Origin of the sequence: Confluentibacter citreus (genome assembly GCF_002807055.1) — a bacterium.
GTDB classification, from domain to species: domain Bacteria; phylum Bacteroidota; class Bacteroidia; order Flavobacteriales; family Flavobacteriaceae; genus Confluentibacter; species Confluentibacter citreus.
This window is the reverse complement of the sequence record NZ_NIXN01000001.1, coordinates 1,013,073-1,034,673: the sequence shown is the minus strand read 5'-3', so window position 1 is coordinate 1,034,673 and position 21,601 is coordinate 1,013,073. Positions and strand designations below refer to the sequence as shown.

Annotated in this window: 20 protein-coding genes and 1 tRNA gene; 13 read left to right on the top strand and 8 right to left on the bottom strand. The window is 35.3% G+C overall.

Annotated features, from left to right (window positions below):
• Window positions 1-25: 25 nt before the first annotated feature.
• The gene (locus CDH49_RS04500; protein ID WP_100614184.1) at window positions 26-1,345 is read right to left on the bottom strand and encodes a hypothetical protein; all 1,320 of its coding nucleotides are present in this window, start codon (window positions 1,343-1,345) and stop codon (window positions 26-28) included.
• Entirely contained in the window at window positions 1,345-2,073 is a 729-nt protein-coding gene (locus CDH49_RS04495; protein WP_100614493.1) for a type III pantothenate kinase, read from the bottom strand. Before CDH49_RS04495 ends, CDH49_RS04500 begins: the two co-directional genes overlap by 1 nt.
• A 176-nt stretch (window positions 2,074-2,249) precedes the next feature.
• Between CDH49_RS04495 and CDH49_RS04490 the strand changes: the two genes are divergently transcribed.
• Window positions 2,250-2,322 (top strand) — tRNA-Phe (locus tag CDH49_RS04490).
• Between the two features lie 37 nt (window positions 2,323-2,359).
• Here the strand turns inward: CDH49_RS04490 and CDH49_RS04485 are convergent.
• The gene (locus tag CDH49_RS04485) at window positions 2,360-3,349 is read right to left on the bottom strand and encodes a type I phosphomannose isomerase catalytic subunit (protein ID WP_100614183.1); all 990 of its coding nucleotides are present in this window, start codon (window positions 3,347-3,349) and stop codon (window positions 2,360-2,362) included.
• Between the two features lie 160 nt (window positions 3,350-3,509).
• Between CDH49_RS04485 and CDH49_RS04480 the strand changes: the two genes are divergently transcribed.
• From CDH49_RS04480 to CDH49_RS04460, 5 genes are all read left to right on the top strand, one after another.
• On the top strand, window positions 3,510-3,845 hold the full coding sequence (locus CDH49_RS04480) for an arsenosugar biosynthesis-associated peroxidase-like protein (protein ID WP_100614182.1): 336 nt from the start codon (window positions 3,510-3,512) through the stop codon (window positions 3,843-3,845).
• Between the two features lie 76 nt (window positions 3,846-3,921).
• The gene (gene arsS, locus CDH49_RS04475) at window positions 3,922-4,974 is read left to right on the top strand and encodes an arsenosugar biosynthesis radical SAM (seleno)protein ArsS (RefSeq protein ID WP_100614181.1); all 1,053 of its coding nucleotides are present in this window, start codon (window positions 3,922-3,924) and stop codon (window positions 4,972-4,974) included.
• A 19-nt stretch (window positions 4,975-4,993) separates the two neighbouring features.
• Window positions 4,994-5,662: a TIGR04282 family arsenosugar biosynthesis glycosyltransferase gene (locus tag CDH49_RS04470; protein ID WP_100614180.1), complete on the top strand. Its 669-nt coding sequence runs from the start codon at window positions 4,994-4,996 to the stop codon at window positions 5,660-5,662.
• 3 nt (window positions 5,663-5,665) lie between these two features.
• Window positions 5,666-6,478, top strand: a complete 813-nt coding sequence (locus CDH49_RS04465; RefSeq protein ID WP_100614179.1) for a purine-nucleoside phosphorylase — start codon at window positions 5,666-5,668, stop codon at window positions 6,476-6,478.
• A 108-nt stretch (window positions 6,479-6,586) separates the two neighbouring features.
• A complete protein-coding gene (locus CDH49_RS04460; RefSeq protein ID WP_100614178.1) occupies window positions 6,587-7,480 on the top strand; it encodes a sterol desaturase family protein in 894 nt (297 codons plus the stop codon).
• Here CDH49_RS04460 and CDH49_RS04455 read toward each other — a convergent pair.
• Both CDH49_RS04455 and CDH49_RS04450 read right to left on the bottom strand, forming a co-directional pair.
• The gene (locus CDH49_RS04455) at window positions 7,477-8,208 is read right to left on the bottom strand and encodes a metallophosphoesterase family protein (RefSeq protein WP_100614177.1); all 732 of its coding nucleotides are present in this window, start codon (window positions 8,206-8,208) and stop codon (window positions 7,477-7,479) included. The two genes, CDH49_RS04460 and CDH49_RS04455, sit on opposite strands and share 4 nt — an antisense overlap.
• An 87-nt stretch (window positions 8,209-8,295) precedes the next feature.
• On the bottom strand, window positions 8,296-9,303 hold the full coding sequence (locus CDH49_RS04450; protein ID WP_239970571.1) for a glycoside hydrolase family 113: 1,008 nt from the start codon (window positions 9,301-9,303) through the stop codon (window positions 8,296-8,298).
• A gap of 92 nt (window positions 9,304-9,395) precedes the next feature.
• Between CDH49_RS04450 and CDH49_RS04445 the strand changes: the two genes are divergently transcribed.
• Both CDH49_RS04445 and CDH49_RS04440 read left to right on the top strand, forming a co-directional pair.
• Window positions 9,396-10,700, top strand: coding sequence for an NAD(P)/FAD-dependent oxidoreductase (locus tag CDH49_RS04445; protein ID WP_100614176.1), 1,305 nt, complete (start codon window positions 9,396-9,398; stop codon window positions 10,698-10,700).
• A complete protein-coding gene (locus CDH49_RS04440; RefSeq protein ID WP_100614175.1) occupies window positions 10,697-12,286 on the top strand; it encodes a 4Fe-4S binding protein in 1,590 nt (529 codons plus the stop codon). Before CDH49_RS04445 ends, CDH49_RS04440 begins: the two co-directional genes overlap by 4 nt.
• On the opposite strand, the gene CDH49_RS04435 is transcribed toward CDH49_RS04440, so the two are convergent.
• Complete coding sequence (locus CDH49_RS04435) at window positions 12,287-12,976, bottom strand: NUDIX hydrolase (RefSeq protein WP_100614174.1); 690 nt, start codon at window positions 12,974-12,976, stop codon at window positions 12,287-12,289.
• A 126-nt stretch (window positions 12,977-13,102) separates the two neighbouring features.
• Here CDH49_RS04435 and CDH49_RS04430 point away from each other — a divergent pair, with 126 nt between their 5' ends.
• The 5 genes from CDH49_RS04430 to CDH49_RS04410 are packed head-to-tail and all read left to right on the top strand — an operon-like array spanning window position 13,103 to window position 19,848.
• Complete coding sequence (locus CDH49_RS04430; RefSeq protein ID WP_100614173.1) at window positions 13,103-14,767, top strand: ribulokinase; 1,665 nt, start codon at window positions 13,103-13,105, stop codon at window positions 14,765-14,767.
• Window positions 14,768-14,775: 8 nt separating this feature from the next.
• Entirely contained in the window at window positions 14,776-15,477 is a 702-nt protein-coding gene (locus CDH49_RS04425) for an L-ribulose-5-phosphate 4-epimerase (protein WP_100614172.1), read from the top strand.
• A 24-nt stretch (window positions 15,478-15,501) separates the two neighbouring features.
• Complete coding sequence (gene araA / locus CDH49_RS04420) at window positions 15,502-17,010, top strand: L-arabinose isomerase (RefSeq protein ID WP_100614171.1); 1,509 nt, start codon at window positions 15,502-15,504, stop codon at window positions 17,008-17,010.
• 26 nt (window positions 17,011-17,036) lie between these two features.
• Complete coding sequence (locus CDH49_RS04415) at window positions 17,037-18,224, top strand: aldose epimerase family protein (RefSeq protein WP_100614170.1); 1,188 nt, start codon at window positions 17,037-17,039, stop codon at window positions 18,222-18,224.
• A 58-nt stretch (window positions 18,225-18,282) separates the two neighbouring features.
• Entirely contained in the window at window positions 18,283-19,848 is a 1,566-nt protein-coding gene (locus CDH49_RS04410) for a solute:sodium symporter family transporter (RefSeq protein ID WP_100614169.1), read from the top strand.
• 83 nt (window positions 19,849-19,931) lie between these two features.
• Here CDH49_RS04410 and CDH49_RS04405 read toward each other — a convergent pair whose 3' ends face one another.
• Both CDH49_RS04405 and fucP read right to left on the bottom strand, forming a co-directional pair.
• Window positions 19,932-20,267, bottom strand: coding sequence for an L-rhamnose mutarotase (locus CDH49_RS04405; RefSeq protein ID WP_100614168.1), 336 nt, complete (start codon window positions 20,265-20,267; stop codon window positions 19,932-19,934).
• A complete protein-coding gene (fucP, locus tag CDH49_RS04400; RefSeq protein ID WP_100614167.1) occupies window positions 20,257-21,588 on the bottom strand; it encodes an L-fucose:H+ symporter permease in 1,332 nt (443 codons plus the stop codon). Before fucP ends, CDH49_RS04405 begins: the two co-directional genes overlap by 11 nt.
• Window positions 21,589-21,601: the final 13 nt, after the last annotated feature.

Here is a 21,601-nt window from a genome sequence, read left to right as displayed (position 1 = left end):
TATTAAATTTAAACTTAATTATTTGTTAGTTGTATTTGCTTTTTTCAAACCATCTATCATTTAAAGATAAACTTATTTGAAAGTTTATAAAATTCTCTTGTATTAAATTACTATTAGTTGTACCGCGTTTACCAATTTCAAAACCCAAGTTAGCATTAGAGAACATACTACCTAGTGGTATGCCTACTCCAAAAGATATGCCAAACTCATTAATTGATTCGTTATTTATATTTAAACCTGTTTTTTCGTAATGCAAACCACCCCTGTAAACCCATCGCTTAAAATAACTCGATAGGGAAGTTTCATAAGAATCATAATCTGGTATATAAAAACCACCCAAAGAATAAGAATAGCCATTCTCGTAAGTTGTACCATTATTACTATATAATGCATTATAAAATTTATTTGTGCTTTGCGATGCAAATTCTGCGCCTACAAACCATTTTCTAACTTCCCCAATACCTACACCTATTGAAAACTTAGAGGGCAGCACTAAATCTGTTTCCTTAAGACCGATGGCATCTAAATCGTAATCAATGGTACTATTAACAGATTCCAAACCTTCAGACGATACTGTAATTGTTGAAAAAGACCGTTCATTATTTGAAGTCAAATTGCTTTCTGGAGTAAACGTTATTCCTGTAACCAGTTCTAATTTTTTATTTAGCATGGTTTTGTATGAAAGCCCTAAATTAATATTTAAACCACTTAAATCTGATCTATTATTTTCTCGGGATTGAATTAGCAATGGAACGCCATCAGTATCATAAAGAAACTCAATAGCACTATTTTGAATACTACCAAAATTATAATTGGCGTCAATACCCACGCTTAGTCCTTTCTTAATTAAATATCCCAAACCGAAATACACCTTATTTAAACCACCCTGTCCGTTAAATCTATTTGAAATATCACCATTTTCATTTACAGATTCTAATCTGTAACCCACAGAAGTATATGGCAAAAGACCAAAGCCTAACCCAAATTTCCCCATAGGAAGGGATAAGGCAATATAATCAAAAGAAGTGCTTGACGAATTATCACTACCATTACTGCTCTTTAATCCAACGCTGGAATGGCCTCCTCCAATAGAATATTTTACTGGTCTGTTTTCGCCACCATAAATCCCTAAATTATCTGTCGCATTGGATGCCGGATTTCTTAAATTTAAATGAATACTGTCTGTATAAATACTTAACCCGCCCATACTTCGGTTTTCTACGGTACCTTTAAACTTTAAACTGCCAATTCCATAAAAAGAATATGGTGATGCCGTACCGCGCTGTTGCGCATAAGATTGTAATGTTAAAATCGCAATAAAAACTAATACCAGTTTTTTAATCATTAGTTTGAATTAAATTGTAAAATATAGTTCAGTCCCTCCAAAAGAAAATTGGAGTTGGCAAATATGCTACTTTTTAATTGTTTAGACAAGAAATTAGCATCACCACCTGTTAAAATAACTGTTAAATCTGAATATTTTTTTTGATACGTTTCAATATTTCCATCAATTTCCTTTAAAATACCATTAATAACCCCTGAATGTATTGAACCATTTGTTGAAGTTCCAATAATGTTTTCGGGCATTTCTTTCTCTAACAACGGTAAATTGGCCGTTAAATTATGTAACGATTTATAGCGCATAGAAATTCCTGGGGAAATGGCTCCTCCTAAATAGTCGTTTTTAGCATTCACAAAATCGTAAGTTATACAAGTGCCGGCATCTATAATAAGTACATTATTATAGGGAAAATGCATAATTGAAGCAGAAACCAAAGCTATTCTATCCAAACCTAAGGTGCTTGGGGTTTCATAAAGATTAATAAAAGGGACTGCTGTTTTATAATTTAACTCCACTAAATCAAAGTTTTTTCTAATATACTCCAGATCTCTTTCTTTTAATTTAGCAACTGAAGCAATGATAGCTTTCTCAATGGGTGTGTATTCTTTCCTTAAAATATCTATATGTTTTACAATAACATCTAGCTTAATATCTTTTTTAAACACCAACTCAGTGTCTTGAAAAACAGCTAGTTTAACAAAAGAATTACCAATATCAATAATCAAATTCATTTTTAAAAGTAAAGCCATAAAATTACAAAACGATCAAACAATAAATTACCTTTAATTAAAATATTATTCAGCTAACGAATTACGGCGGTCAAACAAATTTACAAACGAAACCAATTTTTATAAATTTTCCTTTGGGAATAATAAAAATGAATCTATATTTGCATCCGCTTTGGCGAGGTACCTTAGCTCAGTTGGTAGAGCAAAGGACTGAAAATCCTTGTGTCCCTGGTTCGATTCCTGGAGGTACCACAAAAAATCCCGAAACTTAATTGTTACGGGATTTTTTTTATAACGACACTTCTAATATCCGTGATTTCTTTTCGGCTTTAAGCTTAACATAATCAATAGCCGCTGGCAATAAAATGGTTTCCCCTTTATTTAAACTAAAAGTCACATTAGCGTATTCTAAAACAGCATTGCCCTCAACGCACATATATATAACAAAAGAATCGAGATTCGAATAATCTATTTTCATCCCCCCTTCTATTTCAATAATATTAGTTTTAAAATATGGGGAATGCACCAATTCACAAGATGTGTTTAATTCAGCCTTATAATGGGTTTTATATGTGTCGTAAAAAGCATAATCAATAGCATCTACGGCTAATGCGGTATGTAGTTCTCTTTTTTCTCCTGTTTTAGCTTCAACCCTATCATAATCATAAATTCTATAGGTTATGTTTGATGTTTGCTGAATTTCAGCCAACAACACACCAGCACCAATAGCGTGAACACGACCTGTTGGAATATAAAATGCATCGCCTTTAGTTACTTTTTCAATATTCAGAATATCGGTCACCGTAGAGTTTTCAACATGCTTAACATAATCTTCTTTTTCAACTTGCTTATTAAACCCTACAATTATTTCAGCGGCTTCATCGGCTTGCATAATGTACCACATTTCATTTTTTCCGAAAGAATTATGGCGTTCCTTAGCTAATTCGTTACTTGGATGTACTTGAATGGACAAGGGTGTTTTAGCATCCAAAAATTTAATCAGCAACGGAAACTCATCACCAAAAGCTTCATAAACTTTGTTGCCAACAAATGCTTCTTTATATACTTTTATTAAATCTCTTAAGGTTTTACCTTCTAATACCCCTCCAGAAACTTTTGTTTCATTATCTTCAACATCCGAAATTTCCCATGATTCTCCAATAAAATCTTCGTCATACTCTTTATTAAGAACCGTTTTCAACTTATCTCCTCCCCAAATGCGGTACGTGTAAATGGGTTGAAATTTTAAGGGGTATAACAGTGTAGCATCTAATAACATGACGGGATAATTTATTCATTTATTTAAAATGCAAAAATACCATAGACATAGGTTTAATCCTAATTGGATGACAAATAAAAACAATCTTTTATGTTAAGTCGGTTTCTTTTTTTCGACCTAAGCAAATAGATTTTTATCTTTAGAACAAAAAATAGACATCATGCAAAAAACCTACTATGACCCAGCCGATTTAAAAAAATTTGGCAAAATCTCTGAATGGAATGAAGAATTGGGCACAAAATTCTTTGATTACTATGGAAAAGTATTTGAAGAAGGCGCACTTACTGAGCGTGAAAAATCCTTGATTGCCTTAGCTGTATCCCATACCATTCAATGCCCCTATTGTATTGATGCTTATACCGGAGATGGCTTGCAACGTGGCATTACAAAAGAAGAAATGATGGAAGCCTTGCATGTGGCCGCAGCCATAAGAGGCGGCGCATCGTTGGTGCATGGTGTGCAAATGATGAATAAGGTGAATAAGTTAGACATGTAATTGGGATTGAAGACTGAAGACAACAGATAGAAGACCAGAGACCCTAGACCCAATACCTTAGACCAAAAACCATTTCATGTTAAAATCGTTACATAAACGCCACAGCGAACTTGCTAATTCAAAAAGACAGTTAGAAATATTATCTAATGGTATTTTTAAAAGTGGTGACTTACCGACTTTTAAAGATAAAATTTCAGAAACAAATCAATTTCCGTTAAAAGCAAAAAAACTTGAAATCCTTCAAATAAATGTGGGATATATGTGCAACCAAGTTTGCGAGCATTGCCATGTAGATGCAGGCCCAGACCGCAAGGAAATCATGACTCGTGATACTATGCAACACATTTTGGAGATTATAAACCAAACTGGCGCACATACTCTAGATTTAACAGGGGGCGCACCAGAAATGAATCCTAATTTTAGATGGTTTGTAGAAGAAGCAAGTAAAGTTGGCATCAAGGATTTTATTGTCCGCTCCAACCTAACTATTATTACCTCCAATAAAAAGCATCATGATTTGCCTGAATTTTTTAAAAAGCACAACATACATATTGTAAGTTCGATGCCACATTGGACCAAAGGAAAAACAGATAAGCAACGTGGTAACGGTGTTTTTGATGCTTCTATTACAGCATTAAAAATGTTAAATGCTATTGGTTATGGTATGCCAGACAGTAATTTAAGATTAGATTTGGTTTACAATCCGACTGGTGCGTTTTTACCTGGCAATCAATCGTCATTGGAAAAAGATTTTAAAAAGGCTTTGAACGCTGATTTTAATATCCAATTCAACAATCTGTTTGCCATTACGAATTTACCAATCAGCCGTTTTTTAGACTATTTGATAGCATCCGATAATTACGAAGATTATATGTATGCATTGGTAGAAGCTTACAACCCGGCAGCCGTAGCAAAGGTGATGTGTACCAATACGCTATCCGTAAGTTGGGATGGATATTTATACGACTGTGATTTTAACCAAATGCTGAGTTTACCAATAAACAGTAAAGCAAAGCATATTTCGGAATATAATGAAGATTTGTTGATAGGGCGCGATATTGTTATTTCCCAACATTGTTATGGCTGTACTGCTGGTGCCGGAAGCAGTTGCCAAGGTAGCGTGGCTTAACAAAAAATTTAAAAAATAAATGGGCATTTTAAGGAATAAGGATAGTGATGACGATCAAGACATGATGGACGATTTTCATTTTCCAACATCAAAAAACGCCTTAATAATATTTGTCAGAAATCCAGAACTAGGCAAATGTAAAACACGGCTTGCCGAAACCATAGGTGATGAAGCCGCATTAGAAATATACAAACAGTTACTATTTCACACGTCCAATGTTGCTAAAAGTATTGTGGCAGATAGATTTGTTTTTTATTCTGAAACCATTCAAAAAAATGATCTTTGGGAAGATGCTATTTTTAGAAAAAAATTACAATCTGAAGGGGACTTAGGAGAAAAAATGGAAACTGCTTTTTTAGAATTATTTCAATTGGGTTATGAAAAAGTAGTCATTATTGGTAGCGATTTATTCGATTTGAAACCACTTCATATCAATTCCGCTTATCAAAATTTAAATACTCACAAAGTAGTTATAGGTCCTGCAAAAGATGGTGGTTACTATTTATTGGGACTTTCCCAAATGAACAACACACTTTTTAAAAACAAACCATGGAGCTCATCAAATTTATTGGAAGAAACCTTGGATGAGTTAATGGAAAACAACATCAAATTCACTACTTTAGAGACATTAAGCGACATAGACACCTATGACGATTTAATGGAATCTAGTTACAATAAAAATCAATAATTAATGATTAATGATATAAAAGAAACCGTTGATTATCTTCACGGTAAAGGTTTTGAAAATCCTGAAATTGGAATTATTCTAGGCACTGGTCTTGGGCAATTGGTGAATGAAATAGAAATATTAAAAGAAGCCAGTTATAATCACATTCCAAACTTTCCAACAGCTACCGTAGAGTTTCACAAAGGCAAACTTATTTATGGCATTTTAGAAGGTAAAAAAGTCATCGTTATGCAAGGACGTTTTCATTTTTACGAGGGCTATTCGCTACAAGACGTGACGTATCCCGTTCGTATTATGGAAAAATTGGGTATAAAAACCTTATTGGTTTCCAATGCTGCGGGTGCCATCAATCTTAATTTTAAAAAGGGCGAACTCATGCTTATTGAAGATCACATCAACCTTCAGGGAAATTCCCCGTTAGCTTTTAAAGGCGTGGAACATTTAGGCGAACGATTTGCAGACATGAGCGCGCCGTATGATGCAGCCATTAATTCGAAATTCAAAAACATTGCGAAAGCAAATAATATAAAATTACATGAAGGTGTCTACGCCAGTGTGGTGGGACCACAATTGGAAACCAGAGCAGAATACCGCATGTTAAAAATTTTAGGCGCCGATGCCGTGGGTATGAGTACCGTCCCAGAGATTATTGTTGCCAATCATTTAAAATTAAAAGTGGCCGCCGTTTCTGTTTTAACGGATGAATGCGACCCCGATAATCTTAAACCAGTGAATATTACGGAAATTGTTGGCATGGCTGAAAAAGCAGAACCAGATATGATTATACTTTTTAAAGAGCTTATTAAAACGATATAACGTCATTCCGAATATAATGAAGGAATCTCATCATATCCGTGCAATGACTTAACTAAAAATGAGCAACATCTTAACGTAAAAACAGATTCCTGCCTTCGCAGGAAATTTATGGAAAAATACCTAGACATCATAAAAAACGCCTATTCCGGTTACTGGAATTACCTCAAGCATGAGTTGATTTCCATTAACCATTGGGACAATTATTTTTATGGTTTAATTGTTATTTCATTAGTAGTTTGGCTTCTTGAGATTTTCTTTCCTTGGCGAAAAAACCAATCTATTTTTAGGAAAGATTTTTGGCTAGACACCTTTTATATGTTTTTTAATTTCTTTTTACTTAATCTCATTGTACTTATTGCGCTTTCAAATACGGCTGAAGCTATTTTTAATGACATTTTAAAAACCGTAGGATTATCCATATCAAGCTTCCAAATATTTGATTCCAACCAATGGCCCAAATGGCTAGGTTTGTTTATTTTTTTTGTAGTGAACGATTTTGTTCAATGGAACACCCATCGTTTACTGCACAGAGTTCCTTTTTTATGGAACTTTCATAAAGTGCACCACAGCGTTAAGGAAATGGGATTTGCTGCCCATTTGCGTTACCATTGGATGGAACCAGTGGTATATAATTCGTTACGTTATATTCCACTTGCCATTATTGGCGGATTCAATGCGCAAGATGTAGCTATTGTCCATTTTTTTAATATTGTGATTGGGCATTTAAATCACGCCAATTTGGGTTGGAATTACGGTGTTTTCAAATACATTTTCAATAACCCGAAAATGCATATTTGGCACCATGCCAAAGAGCTTCCAAAACATGCCAAATATGGGGTTAACTACGGACTCACTTTAAGTATTTGGGATTACCTTTTTAAAACAAGCCATGTACCTCTTGATGGTCGTGATATTGAATTGGGTTTTGATGGTGATGAGGATTTTCCGAAAGATTTTATTAACCAGGAACTATATCCACTTAATAAAAAAAACAGTCATTAAAATTTATTTCTTCCCATCTCATTTGGGTATAATGTTTTTACCACATCACTTTGAAAAAAGACTTTGGTATCAATGTTCATGCCCGTTAGTTTACCATAAAATGTAGCACCTGTATCGATGTTCCAAACGTTGGCAGCGTGCATGGGTTCGTAAGAATTAAAATTGATGGTTGGGGTGTGCCCAATAAAAATTTCGCTGTAATGTTTTAATCGGTTGGGGTATAATTCGGAATTCACATCTAGATTTTTATCTAAAGACAAGGCCATTTCCCAAAGCGTTCTATCAAAATAAAACGTCTCTTTAAAAACTTCTTTCTCTACACCATGCATCGATGTAAATCCGGCATGAATGAATAGTCTGTTTTTATCATCTATATGATAAAGTGGCATATTTTGAAAAAATTGGAAATGCAATTCTTTGTTTTCTTTAGAAAAACCAATATAACTTTCCATAGTTTCTTTGCCACCATGGATATACCAAGTTGGGTTAACCTTATCTGATTTCAACCACTCCTCGCACCAAACATCATGATTGCCTTTAATAAAAATGCAATGTATTTTCTCTGAAAGTTCTATTAAAAACTGAATCACTTGAGCCGATTCACTCCAACCATCTACATAATCACCCAAAAAAATAAGTGTGTCTTCATCTTGTATTTCAAGTTGATTCAATACTTGAATCAATGCTTTAAATCCGCCATGAATGTCACCAATAACAAACGTCCTCATAAAATCTTTTTTGCAAAACTAAGAGTTCTCCTTGAGAATGATAAATTATGTGGTTAAGTTTATATTAAAAAAAGAAGATTTATAAACTCAATATTTAGAATACCAATCTCTTAAAATAGCTTCCGCAGGTTTGTTTTGTGGTGAAAATTGAGAAGCATCCTCACCTCCTGTACGTTCAGCATTATGAAACCACTTCCAGACAAAGCCGCCAGCAAACCACTCTTCGCCCCAAAAGGTTTCCAATAGTGCTTGCGTCGCATTTTTTTGAGCTTCAAAATTCACTTGATTCATGTCTCTATCGCTTCGCCAAGGCTGTTTTCCAGCAAAATCGACGCTTCTATAACCATATTCGGTAAATAAAATAGGCTTATTGTATTTTTTAGAAAAGGCATGAATGGTGTCTTTATGTTGTAACCAACCCAATCTACAATCTTCTAAAGTAGGGGTTTGCAAATCGCTCACTGGAAAATAAGCATCAATGCCAATATAATCAAGTTGTTCCCAAAAAGGTGTTCTATCATATTCATTCCAATTAGCGGCATACGTTAGTTTTCCTTTATATACTTTTTTAATCTCTGTTATTAGCTGTTTCCAATACTCTGGACGGTGGTCTATAAAACTTTCCAATTCTGTTCCAATGCAAAAAATATCGACTTGAACCTCTTCAGCTACGGCTGCAAAATCTAAAATATAGTTGGAATACGACTGTTCCAATTGCAACCAAGTTTCTTCAGTTTCCATTTTAATCAAGCCTGTAAATGTACCTCTAGCCACCCAAATTTGAGGTTTCAGCATAATTTTTATACCACGTGCATTCAAGCTTTCAATGTATTGCCTGACACCTCTTTTAGATTCTCCAAACCATTGATTATTCCTATTATAATGAATCTCAGGATTAATAATATCCCTAATAAATGCAAAAGGCATGATGGAGGCATAATTGGCATGAATATTAACAACGGGGTCTATATGCGTCGCGTTAATAGTATCTCTGGACGATACAAAACTAACCCCATTGATTTTTTCTGGCTTGGCGGGAGCCATCGCGCAAGCACTCATTAAAAAAATGGCAAACAGCCCAAAAAATTTTCTCATACCTAAAATTTAATGTTTAAATTTAAACAAAATGAATTTATAACATAAGTTTTTAACAAACCCATCGACAAACCTGATACTAATCACATTTCATGGAACACGTTGTTATTATTGGTAATGGTATTTCTGGCGTGACGGCTGCCCGACATATTAGAAAGCTTTCCAATAAAAAAATCACTATCATTTCAGGTGAATCTGAGTACTTCTTTTCCCGAACAGCATTGATGTATGTGTATATGGGGCACATGAAATTCGAACATACCAAACCTTACGAAGATTGGTTTTGGGAGAAAAACCGAATCAACCTTAAAAAAGGATTTATAGAAACCCTTGACACAGCGACAAAAATCCTTCATTTTTCAAATGGTGATAAACTAGATTACGACAAATTGATTATTGCCACTGGCAGCAAACCCAATACATTTGGATGGAAAGGTCAGGATTTAAAAGGGGTGCAAGGGCTTTACAGTAAACAAGATTTAGAAAATTTAGAAGTACATGCACCAAACAACACCATTTGCAAACGTGCCGTGATTATTGGTGGTGGTTTGATTGGTATTGAATTGGCTGAAATGCTCAATTCTAGAAAAATTCCAGTCACGTTTTTAGTTCGTGAAAGTAGTTTTTGGAATGGCGTTTTACCTGATGGCGAAAGCGATATGATTAACAGACATATTAAAAATCATCATATTGATTTACGATTATCATCCAATTTAAAAGAGATTGTTTCGGGTGAACAGGGCAAAGTAAAATCTGTAATTATTGAAGAGACTGGCGAGGAAATTGCTTGTGATTTTGTAGGTTTAACGGCGGGCGTTTCTCCTAATATAGATTTTATAAAACTGTCTGATATAGAAACCAACAAAGGTGTTTTAGTAAATCGGTTTTTAGAAACCAATATCCCAAATGTATATGCCATTGGCGATTGTGCCGAACAACGTGAAGCCATTGGAAAAAGAAAATCCATTGAAGCCGTTTGGTACACAGGCCGTATCATGGGTGAAGTTGTGGCACAAACTATTTGTAGCAACAAAATGCCCTATAATCCCGGACATTGGTTTAATTCTGCCAAGTTTTTTGATATTGAATATCAAACCTATGGTTGGGTTCATGGTTCAAAAGGAAAACCAGATTATGAGGAACATGTGCATTGGAAACATGATGACGACACCAAATGTATTACGATCGCTTTTAATAGAAACACCAATGAATTTTTAGGGATTAATACTTTTGGCATCAGAATGCGTCACGAAGTTTTTGATAGGTGGCTGACGGAAAAACGAGATGTGGATTATGTTATTAATCATTTATCGGAGGCTAATTTCGACCCAGAATTTTACAAGCACTATGAGCAAGCCATTCAAAATGCTTATAAAAACCAATTACAGATTGTATGAGCCATAAACCGAATCAAAGTATGTCTTTAGCAAAACCAGATGCTCAAGACCTTTCCGTAAAACAAAAAATAGCATTAGCTATTGGTTTTACTGGATGTTTCATTTTAGTGCTTGCGCTTTTCAATACGAATTTTTCAAATAAAGGCTTGTTTTTAACGCTCTCCACCGTTCTAATTACAGTTGGTACAGTTATTTTTTCCAATGATGCTTATTTAAATACATCCAAAGGCATAAAAAATGACGGCGTTTGGTTTAAATCTATTTCATCAAGAGGTATTTTAGGATGGCTTACAGGAATATTTTTAACACTTTTTTATATTGTACTTTATTTTTATCCACAATATTTAGGGCTAGCTTCTGACGGACAAAATAACACTGGATTAATTGCGCTATTCGATCCATTAAGTCAATTATTAAGCGGTAGACCAGCAAGCCAATGGTTTGTTTATGGAACGCTTTATACCCTTGCCATTCTCGTTTTTGGCTATAAGTTCATGTTGAAATATCGTGATAACAAACATGAAAAATTGCGAACTGTTTCTGTGATGTTTTTTCAACTGGCTTTTGCTTTTTTAATTCCGGAATTGATGTATCGCTTAAATTCGGATTTGCCTTATTATGATTTAAAAAGCATTTGGCCCTTAAACTATTATAATTTTGAACGTTACAGAGTAAATCAATTTATAGATGCGGGCGATGTTGGTTTGGGTTTATTGATTTTTGGTATTGTTTCAATTTTAATAATCACTCCAATCCTCACTTATAAATATGGAAAACGTTGGTATTGTTCTTGGGTTTGTGGTTGTGGTGCATTGGCAGAAACGGTTGGTGACCCTTTCAGACATTTAAGTGATAAACGTCAAATCGCTTGGAAAATAGAACGATGGGTAGTGCATAGCGTTTTGGTATTCGTGGTGTTGATGACTACGGCAGTAGTTTGTTCTTATTTAGGAAACGACTCTAGTAAATACTGGCTGACTAGAAAATTGTTTTTAGGTTTGGTAACGGCAATTTTAACACTCGTTTTTGCTTTAACCATGATTTTCAAACGACAAGAACTTGGGAAGGATGCCCGTTATGGAGCGATTGGTTATTTTGTAATCATCATTTTTCTTATTGGATTGCATTATTTTAGCACGAACACCACGCTTTTTTTATTTAAATCAGAAACCTTAAGAACCACCTATGCATTTTTAATCGGTTCTATTTTTTCCGGCGTTATTGGCACGGGTTTCTATCCCATTTTTGGAAGTCGCGTATGGTGCCGATTTGGTTGCCCCATGGCTGCCATTCTTGGTTTCCAGCAACGCTTATTTTCTAAATTTAGGATTACTACAAATGGTGGACAGTGCATTTCATGCGGTAATTGCTCTACCTATTGCGAAATGGGTATTGATGTGCGCGCGTATGCCCAAAAAGGCGAAAACATTGTAAGGAGCAGCTGTGTAGGTTGTGGCATTTGTAGCGCGGTTTGCCCAAGAGGTGTCTTAAAATTAGAAAATGATTCGATGAAAGGGCGCATCAATCCTACTGAAATTTTATTGGGTAATGATGTGAATTTAATGGATTTGGTAAATCAGAAATAATTAGATTTTAAAATTAAAGCCTTCTAACACTTTTTCATCATACTTCACCTTATCAAAAGTATATAAATAAGCGCCCTTTTTTGATGCGTTAGTATCTTTTTCATCCAATCTAACCAATATGCCAAAGGAGTTTATTTTATTAATAAAGTTTCGTTTATCTAATTTTTTATCAAGAATAGATTCATATAATTTCTGCAATTGACGCATGGTAAATTTTGGAGGCAAAAGCTCAAAACCAATGGGCTTACTCAACGCCCTTCGCTTTAATCGTGCAATCGCTTTTTCAACCATTTGACTGTGGTCAAAAATCAAATGGGGTGCTTTATCTAAACTAAACCATTGTGCAGACGTGTTAACTAACTCCTGATCGTGCATAGCGATATCAATCAACGCATAATAAGCTACCGATAAGGTGCGTTCAACAGGATCCCTGTCTACTTTACTAAACGTATAAAGCTGTTCCATATATATGGTTCGCAAACCCGTAAGATGCTGTAAAATACGAATAGCTGCTTCATCTAAATTCTCATCCTCCTTTAAGAACCCCCCCATTAAGGACCACTTCCCTTGTTCAGGCTCAAAATCCCTTTTAATCAATAAAATTTTTAATCCCCCTTTGTCAAAACCAAAAATAATACAATCAACAGCTAAGAGGATTTTGTCTGCATTACTATATTTATTTAACGCCATATATTATTTTGAAGCAATTTAAGAAAATCATTGTAAAAGCCAATTTAATAAAAATTATTGTAAAGTGTTTTTTTTACACTTATATAATTTTATGTTACATTTGTTGCTATACTTAAAGATGTTACAATGAAAAGTTATGTGATAGGATTAGATTACGGGTCGGATTCCGTTCGTGCCGTACTAATTGACGCTGAAAATGGAAACGAAATAGCCTCAGAAGTACAATGGTACTCTCGATGGAAAAAAGGAGCTTATTGTAATGCCTCCATAAATCAATTTAGACAACATCCCTTAGACCATATTGAAGGTTTGGAAACAACCATCAAATCAATTGTGTTAAAAAGCAAAGTAGATGCAGAATCTATAAAAGCTATTTGTATTGATACAACAGGGTCTTCTCCTGTTCCAGTAACAGAAGATGGTACGCCATTGGCTTTGGTGAAAGGTTTTGAAGAAAACCCGAATGCCATGATGGTTTTATGGAAAGACCATACTGCGATTGGTGAAGCCAATGAAATTAACAACTTAGCAGCCAATTGGGGCGGTGAGGATTTTACAAAATATGAAGGTGGTATTTATTCATCTGAATGGTTTTGGGCAAAAATATTGCATGTCATCCGTGAAGATGAAGCTGTTAAAAATGCTGCGTTCACTTGGATGGAACATTGCGATTTAATGACGTATTTGCTGATTGATAACAAGGATTTAAAATCATTTAAAAGAAGCCGATGTGCCGCTGGGCATAAAGCCATGTGGCATGAAAGCTGGGGCGGTTTACCCGATGATGCCTTTTTAAATCAGTTAGATCCCTATTTATCAAAACTTAAAAGAAACCTCTACACAAACACCTACACTTCTGATGAAGTTGCTGGTAATCTGAGCCAAGAATGGGCTGATAAATTAGGTTTATCAACAAATACAGTCGTTGCCGTTGGTACTTTTGATGCGCATTCTGGAGCCGTTGGTGCGAAAATAGATGAAAACACCTTGGTTAGAGTTATGGGAACCTCCACCTGTGATATTATGGTGTCACCAAAAGAAACTATTGGCACTAAAACCGTTCCTGGTATTTGCGGACAAGTAGATGGTTCGGTCATTCCTGGCCTCATTGGTTTGGAAGCTGGTCAATCCGCTTTTGGGGATGTATTGGCTTGGTTTAAAGATGTCTTATATTGGCCTGTTGATTATTTGGTATTATCATCAAACATATTGAGTCCGGTACAAAAAGAAGACTTAAAAGAAGAAATTGATGCAAACTTCATTAAAAAATTAAGTGAACAAGCAGCAGCCATTCCGTTATCGGAAAGTATTCCAACCGCTTTAGATTGGATTAACGGGCGTAGAACACCTGATGCCAATCAGGAACTAAAAGCAGCGATGTCCAATTTATCATTAGGCACCAGAGCACCTCATATGTTTAAAGCCTTAATCAATGCGATTTGTTTTGGCTCTAAAAAAATTGTGGATAGATTTGAAGAAGAAGGCGTGCGTATCGATACCGTTATTGGTATTGGTGGCGTGGCAAGAAAATCGCCTTTCATCATGCAAACCTTGGCGAATGTTTTAAATAAACCCATTAAAGTAGCGGAATCGGATCAAGCACCCGCTTTGGGAGCTGCGATTTATGCAGCCGTGGCGGCAGGCATTTATCCGAATGTCATTGAAGCAAGCAAACACATGGGAAGCGATTTTGAAGCAGAATATTTACCTGAAAACGATAAAATTGAAGATTATAAACTACTCATGGATTCTTATTCAGAATTAAGTGCTTTTATTGAATCCGTAAACTAATATCAAACATGAGTTCAAAATATAAAGATTTAAAACAGGAATGCTACGAAGCCAATATGCAATTGGATGCCTTGGGTTTGGTAGTTTATACCTTTGGAAACGTCAGTGCCGTAGATAGAAAAAATGGCGTGTTTGCCATCAAACCAAGTGGCGTCCCTTACGAGGTTTTAAAACCTGAAGATATTGTCATTCTTGATTTTGATAACAATATCATTGAAGGCACCATGAGACCTTCATCGGATACTAAAACACATTCCTACCTTTATAAACATTGGGAAGAGATAGGCGGCATTGCACATACCCACGCTACATATTCTTGCGCTTGGGCACAATCGCAATTAGATATTCCTATTTTTGGAACGACCCACGCCGACCATTTAACCTCCGACATTCCTTGTGCACCGCCCATGAGCGACGATCTTATACAAGGAAATTATGAGCATAACACGGGTATTCAAATTCTAGATTGTTTTAAAAATAAAGGTCTTTCTTATCAAGAAGTCGAAATGATTCTGATTGGAAACCACGGCCCATTTGCTTGGGGAAAAAACGCTGCTAAAGCCGTTTATAACAGTAAGGTTTTGGAAGTCGTTGCAGAAATGGCTTATCTAACCAGACAAATAAATCCGAGTGCCCCACGACTTAAAGATTCATTAATCAAAAAACATTACGAACGTAAACACGGTAAAAATTCCTATTACGGTCAATAATAACTATAAATTCAATTAATCAACATGATAGATATTTCAAAAAAAGAAATTTGGTTCGTTACAGGAAGCCAACATTTATACGGAGAAGAAACCTTAAAACAAGTGGCTTTAAACTCTCAAGAGATTGTTAAAGGTTTAAATGGAACTTCCCATATTCCTGTAAACATTGTTTTTAAGCCTACCGTAAAAACGCCAGATGAAATAACAAATATATGCCAAGAAGCGAATGCCGAAAAAAACTGTATCGGTTTGATTACTTGGATGCACACCTTTTCTCCTGCAAAAATGTGGATTGTTGGTTTAAATATTTTAAACAAACCTATTTGCCACTTACATACACAATTTAATGCTGAAATTCCTTGGAGTACTATTGATATGGATTTTATGAATCTAAATCAATCCGCTCACGGTGATAGGGAATTTGGATATATCATGTCTAGAATGCGCAAAAAACGTAAAGTGGTTGTTGGCCATTGGCAAAGCGAACGCGTTCAGAAAAAATTAGGAATTTGGTCTCGTGTGGTATTAGGTTGGGATGATTTACAGAATTTGAAAGTCGCTAGATTTGGAGATAACATGCGTGAAGTTGCAGTAACTGATGGCGACAAAGTAGAAGCGCAAATTCGTTTTGGTATGTCGGTTAATGGTTATGATTCTTCAGATATTGTAAAGCATATCGATAAAGTTTCAGAAAGCGATTTAAACAAATTATTGGATGTTTATGAATCTTCATACGACTTAACACCATCACTTAAAAAAGGCGGAGACAAAAGACAATCATTAATTGAAGCTGCTAAAATTGAATTAGGCTTACGTTCCTTTTTAGATGAAGGTGGTTTTAAAGCATTCACAGACACTTTTGAAAATCTTGGCGTGCTAAAACAATTACCGGGCATCGCCGCACAACGCTTGATGGCTGATGGTTATGGTTTTGCTGGCGAAGGCGACTGGAAAACAGCTGCCATGGTTAGAGCTTTAAAAGTGATGAACTATGGTTTGGAAGGTGGTACGTCTTTCATGGAAGATTACACCTATCATTTCACTCCTGAAAAATCGTATGTATTGGGTTCTCACATGTTAGAAATTTGTCCATCTATTACCGATGGAAAAACATCTTGTGAAGTACATCCTTTAGGAATTGGAGGCAAAGAAGATCCTGTGAGATTGGTGTTTAATTCACCTGCAGGAGATGCTATTAATGTATCATTAGTAGATATGGGCAATAGATTTAGATTGATTGTTAATGAAGTGGAAGCTGTAAAACCTATGGCAGATTTACCAAAACTTCCTGTTGCCAGAGTATTATGGGATGCAAAACCTAATTTAGAAGTAGCAGCTACGGCTTGGATTTTAGCAGGTGGCGCACATCATACCGTTTACAGTCAAGCCATCACAACAGAATATATGGAAGATTTTGCCGATATTGCTGGTGTAGAATTATTGGTTATCGACAACAATACCTCCGTAAGGGAATTTAAAGATAAAATCAATGCCAACGAAGCCTATTACAATATGTTTCAGCATCGTTTATAAATGTTTAACTAAAACACCACAAACAAATGAACACATTAAAGCGTAGTTTTTATGTAATGACCTTAGTAGGTTTCGCCTTATTAAGCATTCAATGTAAAAATGAAAAAAAAGCGGACACTAATATTATAACTGTCGAAGAAATGAAAAACCTTGTCACCATTACAAAAGAATCTTTTGGAACAACATCAGATAGCATCCCTGTAGATAAATTCATTTTAAAAAATGAAAAAGGTATGGAAATAAGTGTTATCACCTATGGAGGTATCATAACATCTTGGACTGCGCCAGATAAAAATGGTGAATATAAGGACATCGTTTTAGGTTTTGACAGCATACAAAAATATCAAATGCCGGGTGTGCCGTATTTTGGAGCTTTAATTGGTAGATTCGGTAACAGAATTGCAAACGCTAAGTTTTCATTGGACGGCACCGAATACACGTTAGCAGCAAACGATGGTAAAAACCATTTACATGGTGGTGTTAAAGGATTTGATAAAGTGGTTTGGACAGCAAGTGAAGTTTTAACAGACAGCACAGCGTCTTTAGTTCTAACATATTTAAGTAAAGATATGGAAGAAGGTTACCCAGGTAATTTAGAGACTAAAGTTACTTATACACTTAACAATGATAATAATTTAGATGTTGTTTATGAAGCAACCACCGATAAAAAAACCGTTGTAAACCTGACGCAACATTCTTATTTTAACTTATCTGGTGATTTCTCTAAACCTATTTTAGACCACGAGGTTACAATTAATGCAGATAAATTGGTTCCTGTTGATGCTACTTTAATTCCAACAGGACAATTAACAGACGTGACCAATACACCTTTTGATTTCAGACAAGCCAAAACCATTGGAAAAGATATCGACGTTAAAGATGAACAATTAAAAAGAGGCGGTGGATATGATCATTGTTGGGCACTTAATAATCAAAACGAAGGCATGAGATTGGCTGCGACAGCATATCATCCAGAAAGCGGTCGAGTAATGGAAGTATTGACTGACGAACCAGGCATACAACTTTATACTGGTAATTTCTTAGATGGTACATTACCAAGCAAACAAGGTGGAACGTATGCGCACAGAACAGGCTTTTGTTTAGAAACCCAACATTATCCAGATTCACCAAACCAAAAAGATTTCCCATCGGTAATTTTAAGTCCGGGAGAAAATTACATCTCTAAAACATCTTTTAAATTTTCTGTAAAATAAAAAAGAATAAGGACGTATATTGCCGACCACTTCAACTAATAAATAAATTAAATAAATTATGGGAATTATATCTTTTGTTGGTTTCACTCTGATAGTTGCTATTATTGCATGGTGGTCGACTCGAAAAACGGATGAGAATACCTCAGATGGTTACTTTTTAGGAGGACGAAGTTTAACAGGACCTGTCATCGCTGGTTCTTTATTACTTACCAACTTATCTACCGAACAAATTGTGGGCATGAATGGTGTGTCATTTCGAGATGGCTTACCCATTATGGCGTACGAAGTCGTTGCTGCCATAGCCATGGTTTTTACGGCTTTTGTATTACTTCCAAAATACCTAAAAGTAGGTATAGCCACCATCCCTCAGTTTCTTGAAAAAAGATATGGTAAAACTACCAAAACCATTGTATCATTATTATTCTTATTAGGATATGCCATTTCTATGCTTCCAACGGTCTTATATTCTGGAGCATTGGCAATTAATAGTATGTTTGATGTTCCTGAAATGTTAGGCATGGAACCCATTCCTGCGCTTTGGGTTACTGTTTGGGCAATTGGTATCATTGGTGCTATTTATGCTATTTTTGGGGGATTGAAAGCCGTTGCTGTATCCGATTCCATAAACGCTATAGGTTTAATTATAGGTGGTTCATTAATTCCTATTTTCGGGTTGATGTATATTGGCGATGGCAATGTATTTACGGGATTAGACACATTAACCACTGCTTTACCTGAAAAATTTGATATTATTGGAGGACCTGATTCTGATGTCCCTTTTTGGACATTATTTACAGGTATGATTATAGTAAACTTTTATTATTGGGGAACCAATCAAGCGATTATTCAAAGAGCATTGGGAGCTAAAAACTTAAAAGAAGGTCAAAAAGGATTGTTATTTGCCGCTTTTATTAAAATATTAGGTCCTTTTATAGTGGTATTGCCAGGTATCATCGCCTTTTATATTTTTAATGGTGATATCCCAAATGCCGATGAAGCCTACCCCATGTTGGTTAAAAAAGTGCTTCCAGCAGCCTTTATAGGTTTCTTTGCTGCGGTTCTTTTTGGAGCTATTTTAAGTTCTTTCAACAGTGCTTTGAATAGTTCTGTAACGTTGTTCGGACTTGATTTTTATAAAGAATACATCAATAAAGATGCTTCTGAAAGACAAACAGTAAAAGCTGGTAAAATATTCGGAGCGGTTTTAGGTATTTTCTCTATGACCATTGCGCCTCTGCTATATGGTGTACAAGGTGGTGTTTTCACGTATCTTCAACAATTAAATGGAACGCATAGCGTGCCGATTTTAGCCATTGTAATCGTTGGTATTTTTTCAAAGAGAGTTACTGGAAAAGCAGCAAACTGGGCTATTGTATTTAGTGCCGTTACTTATTTAATCACCTTATATGTGATTAAGCCAGACATCAGCTTCTTGCATCTTATGGGGATCTTATTTGTTTTAACCATAGCGCTGATGTACATCATTAGTTACTTTAAACCAAGAGAAACTGATTTCTTTGATGAATACACGAAACAAGTAGATATTTCGCCTTGGAAATATTTAAAACCTGTTGGCTATACTGTTTGCGCGCTTGTTATTTTGCTTTATATATATCTTTCATAAAAATATTATTTAATAAAATATTCGGCATAAAAAAAGCCTTTAATGTTACATTAAAGGCTTTTTTTTATTTCAAACTTATTCCGTTATAACTTAAAAATCCTATCTAAAAGAAGCCATTTTTCTCCTTCTTTTGCCATAGGCACTTTTTGCTGATAGGACCACATAAGGATTTCCCATTCTTGTACTTTAGGGTTATTCGCATCCATGTCCGCCTTCCTTTCAAACGAAAAACCATTCATCACTTCCATAACCATAAATAATCTATTGCCTTTATTATAGATTTCCATATTCACTATACCAGAATCTTTAATACTCTTTAGGATCTCTGGCCATACATTTTGATGATAGGCTTTGTATTCAGCAATTAAATGGTCATCGTCCTTTAAATCACAAAATAGATAATGTGTTTTAGTTTCCATGACTTTTAAATATATTCTTATAAACCATCATACCATAATATCCAACAACCAAGAAACAAATAGCAGGCAGTAAAAATGAGAAATTGACTTCTGGAACTCCTAAAATCAGTGTATCTGTATAACCTATACCACCTATATCTAATATGAGTCCCTGTAAGGTTGGCATAAGGGCGCCTCCAACAATAGCCATGACTAAGAATGCGGCACCAAATTTGGCATCTTCCCCTTGCCCTTCTAAAGCAATACCATAAATAGTTGGAAACATGATAGACATAAAAAAAGATATACCAACCAAGGCATATAACCCAATCATTCCGGCAATAAAAATGGTTGCCACAGTACATACTAAAGCGCCAATGGAAAAATAAAACAATAATTTACCACTATTAATATATTTTAATAAAGCAGTACCTATCCATCTACCAGCTAGAAAAATGACTAAAGCAGCAATGCCATAGGTGACCGCCGATTGATTATCAATTCCAATAGACTCAGCGTATTGATATAAGTACGTCCAACACATAATTTGTGCTCCCACATAAAATGCCTGTGCAATAACGCCCCAAACAAATTTTTTAGACTTAAACAGTCTACCTATAGATTGCCCTATATGAACTTTGGCTTCTTGTTCTTTATTTTGTGGCATTTTTATTAAGGCAATTAACACTAAAAAGCCGATAACTACCAATCCTAATATGACATACGGATTACGAATTACCAGTAAATCTGAAGTCCGCACCGTTGCTTTTGCTGTTTCACTTAATGTTTCGTAAACAGATGTTCCATCGGCATTTAAATCATCCGATTGTAAAAATCCTAAGATAAATTTTTGAGCGATTATCAATCCTCCCAAAGCTCCAATGGGGTTGAATGCTTGCGCCAAATTAAGACGTTGTGTTGCCGTAGCTTCATTGCCCATGGACAAAATATAAGGATTTGCTGTGGTTTCCAAAAATGCCAATCCGAATGTTAATATGTACAATGCTGCCAAGAAAAAACCAAAGGCTTCCAATTTTGCAGCAGGATAAAAAAGTAACGCGCCAATAGCATACAAGGCTAACCCCAGCAAAACGCCTTTTTTATAAGAATATTTGTTTACAAAAATGGCCGCTGGTAACGCCATGGTGAAATAGCCGCCATAAAAAGCCAATTGAACCAAAGACGCTTGAAAATTATCCAGTTCCAACACTTTTTTAAAAGCTGAAACCATCGGATTTGTAATATCATTTGCAAATCCCCAAAGTGCAAAAAGTGAGGTGATTAAAATAAACGGCAGGATAACCGATTTAGCAACAACTGGAATTTTGGTGGTTTTATTCATATTAGTTTAATTG

What these genes read in the sequence shown, in the direction of transcription:
- CDH49_RS04500 (WP_100614184.1), bottom strand. Translation starts at nt 1,345, where the DNA reads ATGATTAAAAAACTGGTATTAGTTTTTATTGCGATTTTAACATTACAA.
- CDH49_RS04495 (WP_100614493.1), bottom strand. Translation starts at nt 2,073, where the DNA reads ATGAATTTGATTATTGATATTGGTAATTCTTTTGTTAAACTAGCTGTT.
- CDH49_RS04485 (WP_100614183.1), bottom strand. Translation starts at nt 3,349, where the DNA reads ATGTTATTAGATGCTACACTGTTATACCCCTTAAAATTTCAACCCATT.
- CDH49_RS04480 (WP_100614182.1), top strand. Translation starts at nt 3,510, where the DNA reads ATGCAAAAAACCTACTATGACCCAGCCGATTTAAAAAAATTTGGCAAA.
- arsS (WP_100614181.1), top strand. Translation starts at nt 3,922, where the DNA reads ATGTTAAAATCGTTACATAAACGCCACAGCGAACTTGCTAATTCAAAA.
- CDH49_RS04470 (WP_100614180.1), top strand. Translation starts at nt 4,994, where the DNA reads ATGGGCATTTTAAGGAATAAGGATAGTGATGACGATCAAGACATGATG.
- CDH49_RS04465 (WP_100614179.1), top strand. Translation starts at nt 5,666, where the DNA reads ATGATTAATGATATAAAAGAAACCGTTGATTATCTTCACGGTAAAGGT.
- CDH49_RS04460 (WP_100614178.1), top strand. Translation starts at nt 6,587, where the DNA reads ATGGAAAAATACCTAGACATCATAAAAAACGCCTATTCCGGTTACTGG.
- CDH49_RS04455 (WP_100614177.1), bottom strand. Translation starts at nt 8,208, where the DNA reads ATGAGGACGTTTGTTATTGGTGACATTCATGGCGGATTTAAAGCATTG.
- CDH49_RS04450 (WP_239970571.1), bottom strand. Translation starts at nt 9,303, where the DNA reads ATGAGAAAATTTTTTGGGCTGTTTGCCATTTTTTTAATGAGTGCTTGC.
- CDH49_RS04445 (WP_100614176.1), top strand. Translation starts at nt 9,396, where the DNA reads ATGGAACACGTTGTTATTATTGGTAATGGTATTTCTGGCGTGACGGCT.
- CDH49_RS04440 (WP_100614175.1), top strand. Translation starts at nt 10,697, where the DNA reads ATGAGCCATAAACCGAATCAAAGTATGTCTTTAGCAAAACCAGATGCT.
- CDH49_RS04435 (WP_100614174.1), bottom strand. Translation starts at nt 12,976, where the DNA reads ATGGCGTTAAATAAATATAGTAATGCAGACAAAATCCTCTTAGCTGTT.
- CDH49_RS04430 (WP_100614173.1), top strand. Translation starts at nt 13,103, where the DNA reads ATGAAAAGTTATGTGATAGGATTAGATTACGGGTCGGATTCCGTTCGT.
- CDH49_RS04425 (WP_100614172.1), top strand. Translation starts at nt 14,776, where the DNA reads ATGAGTTCAAAATATAAAGATTTAAAACAGGAATGCTACGAAGCCAAT.
- araA (WP_100614171.1), top strand. Translation starts at nt 15,502, where the DNA reads ATGATAGATATTTCAAAAAAAGAAATTTGGTTCGTTACAGGAAGCCAA.
- CDH49_RS04415 (WP_100614170.1), top strand. Translation starts at nt 17,037, where the DNA reads ATGAACACATTAAAGCGTAGTTTTTATGTAATGACCTTAGTAGGTTTC.
- CDH49_RS04410 (WP_100614169.1), top strand. Translation starts at nt 18,283, where the DNA reads ATGGGAATTATATCTTTTGTTGGTTTCACTCTGATAGTTGCTATTATT.
- CDH49_RS04405 (WP_100614168.1), bottom strand. Translation starts at nt 20,267, where the DNA reads ATGGAAACTAAAACACATTATCTATTTTGTGATTTAAAGGACGATGAC.
- fucP (WP_100614167.1), bottom strand. Translation starts at nt 21,588, where the DNA reads ATGAATAAAACCACCAAAATTCCAGTTGTTGCTAAATCGGTTATCCTG.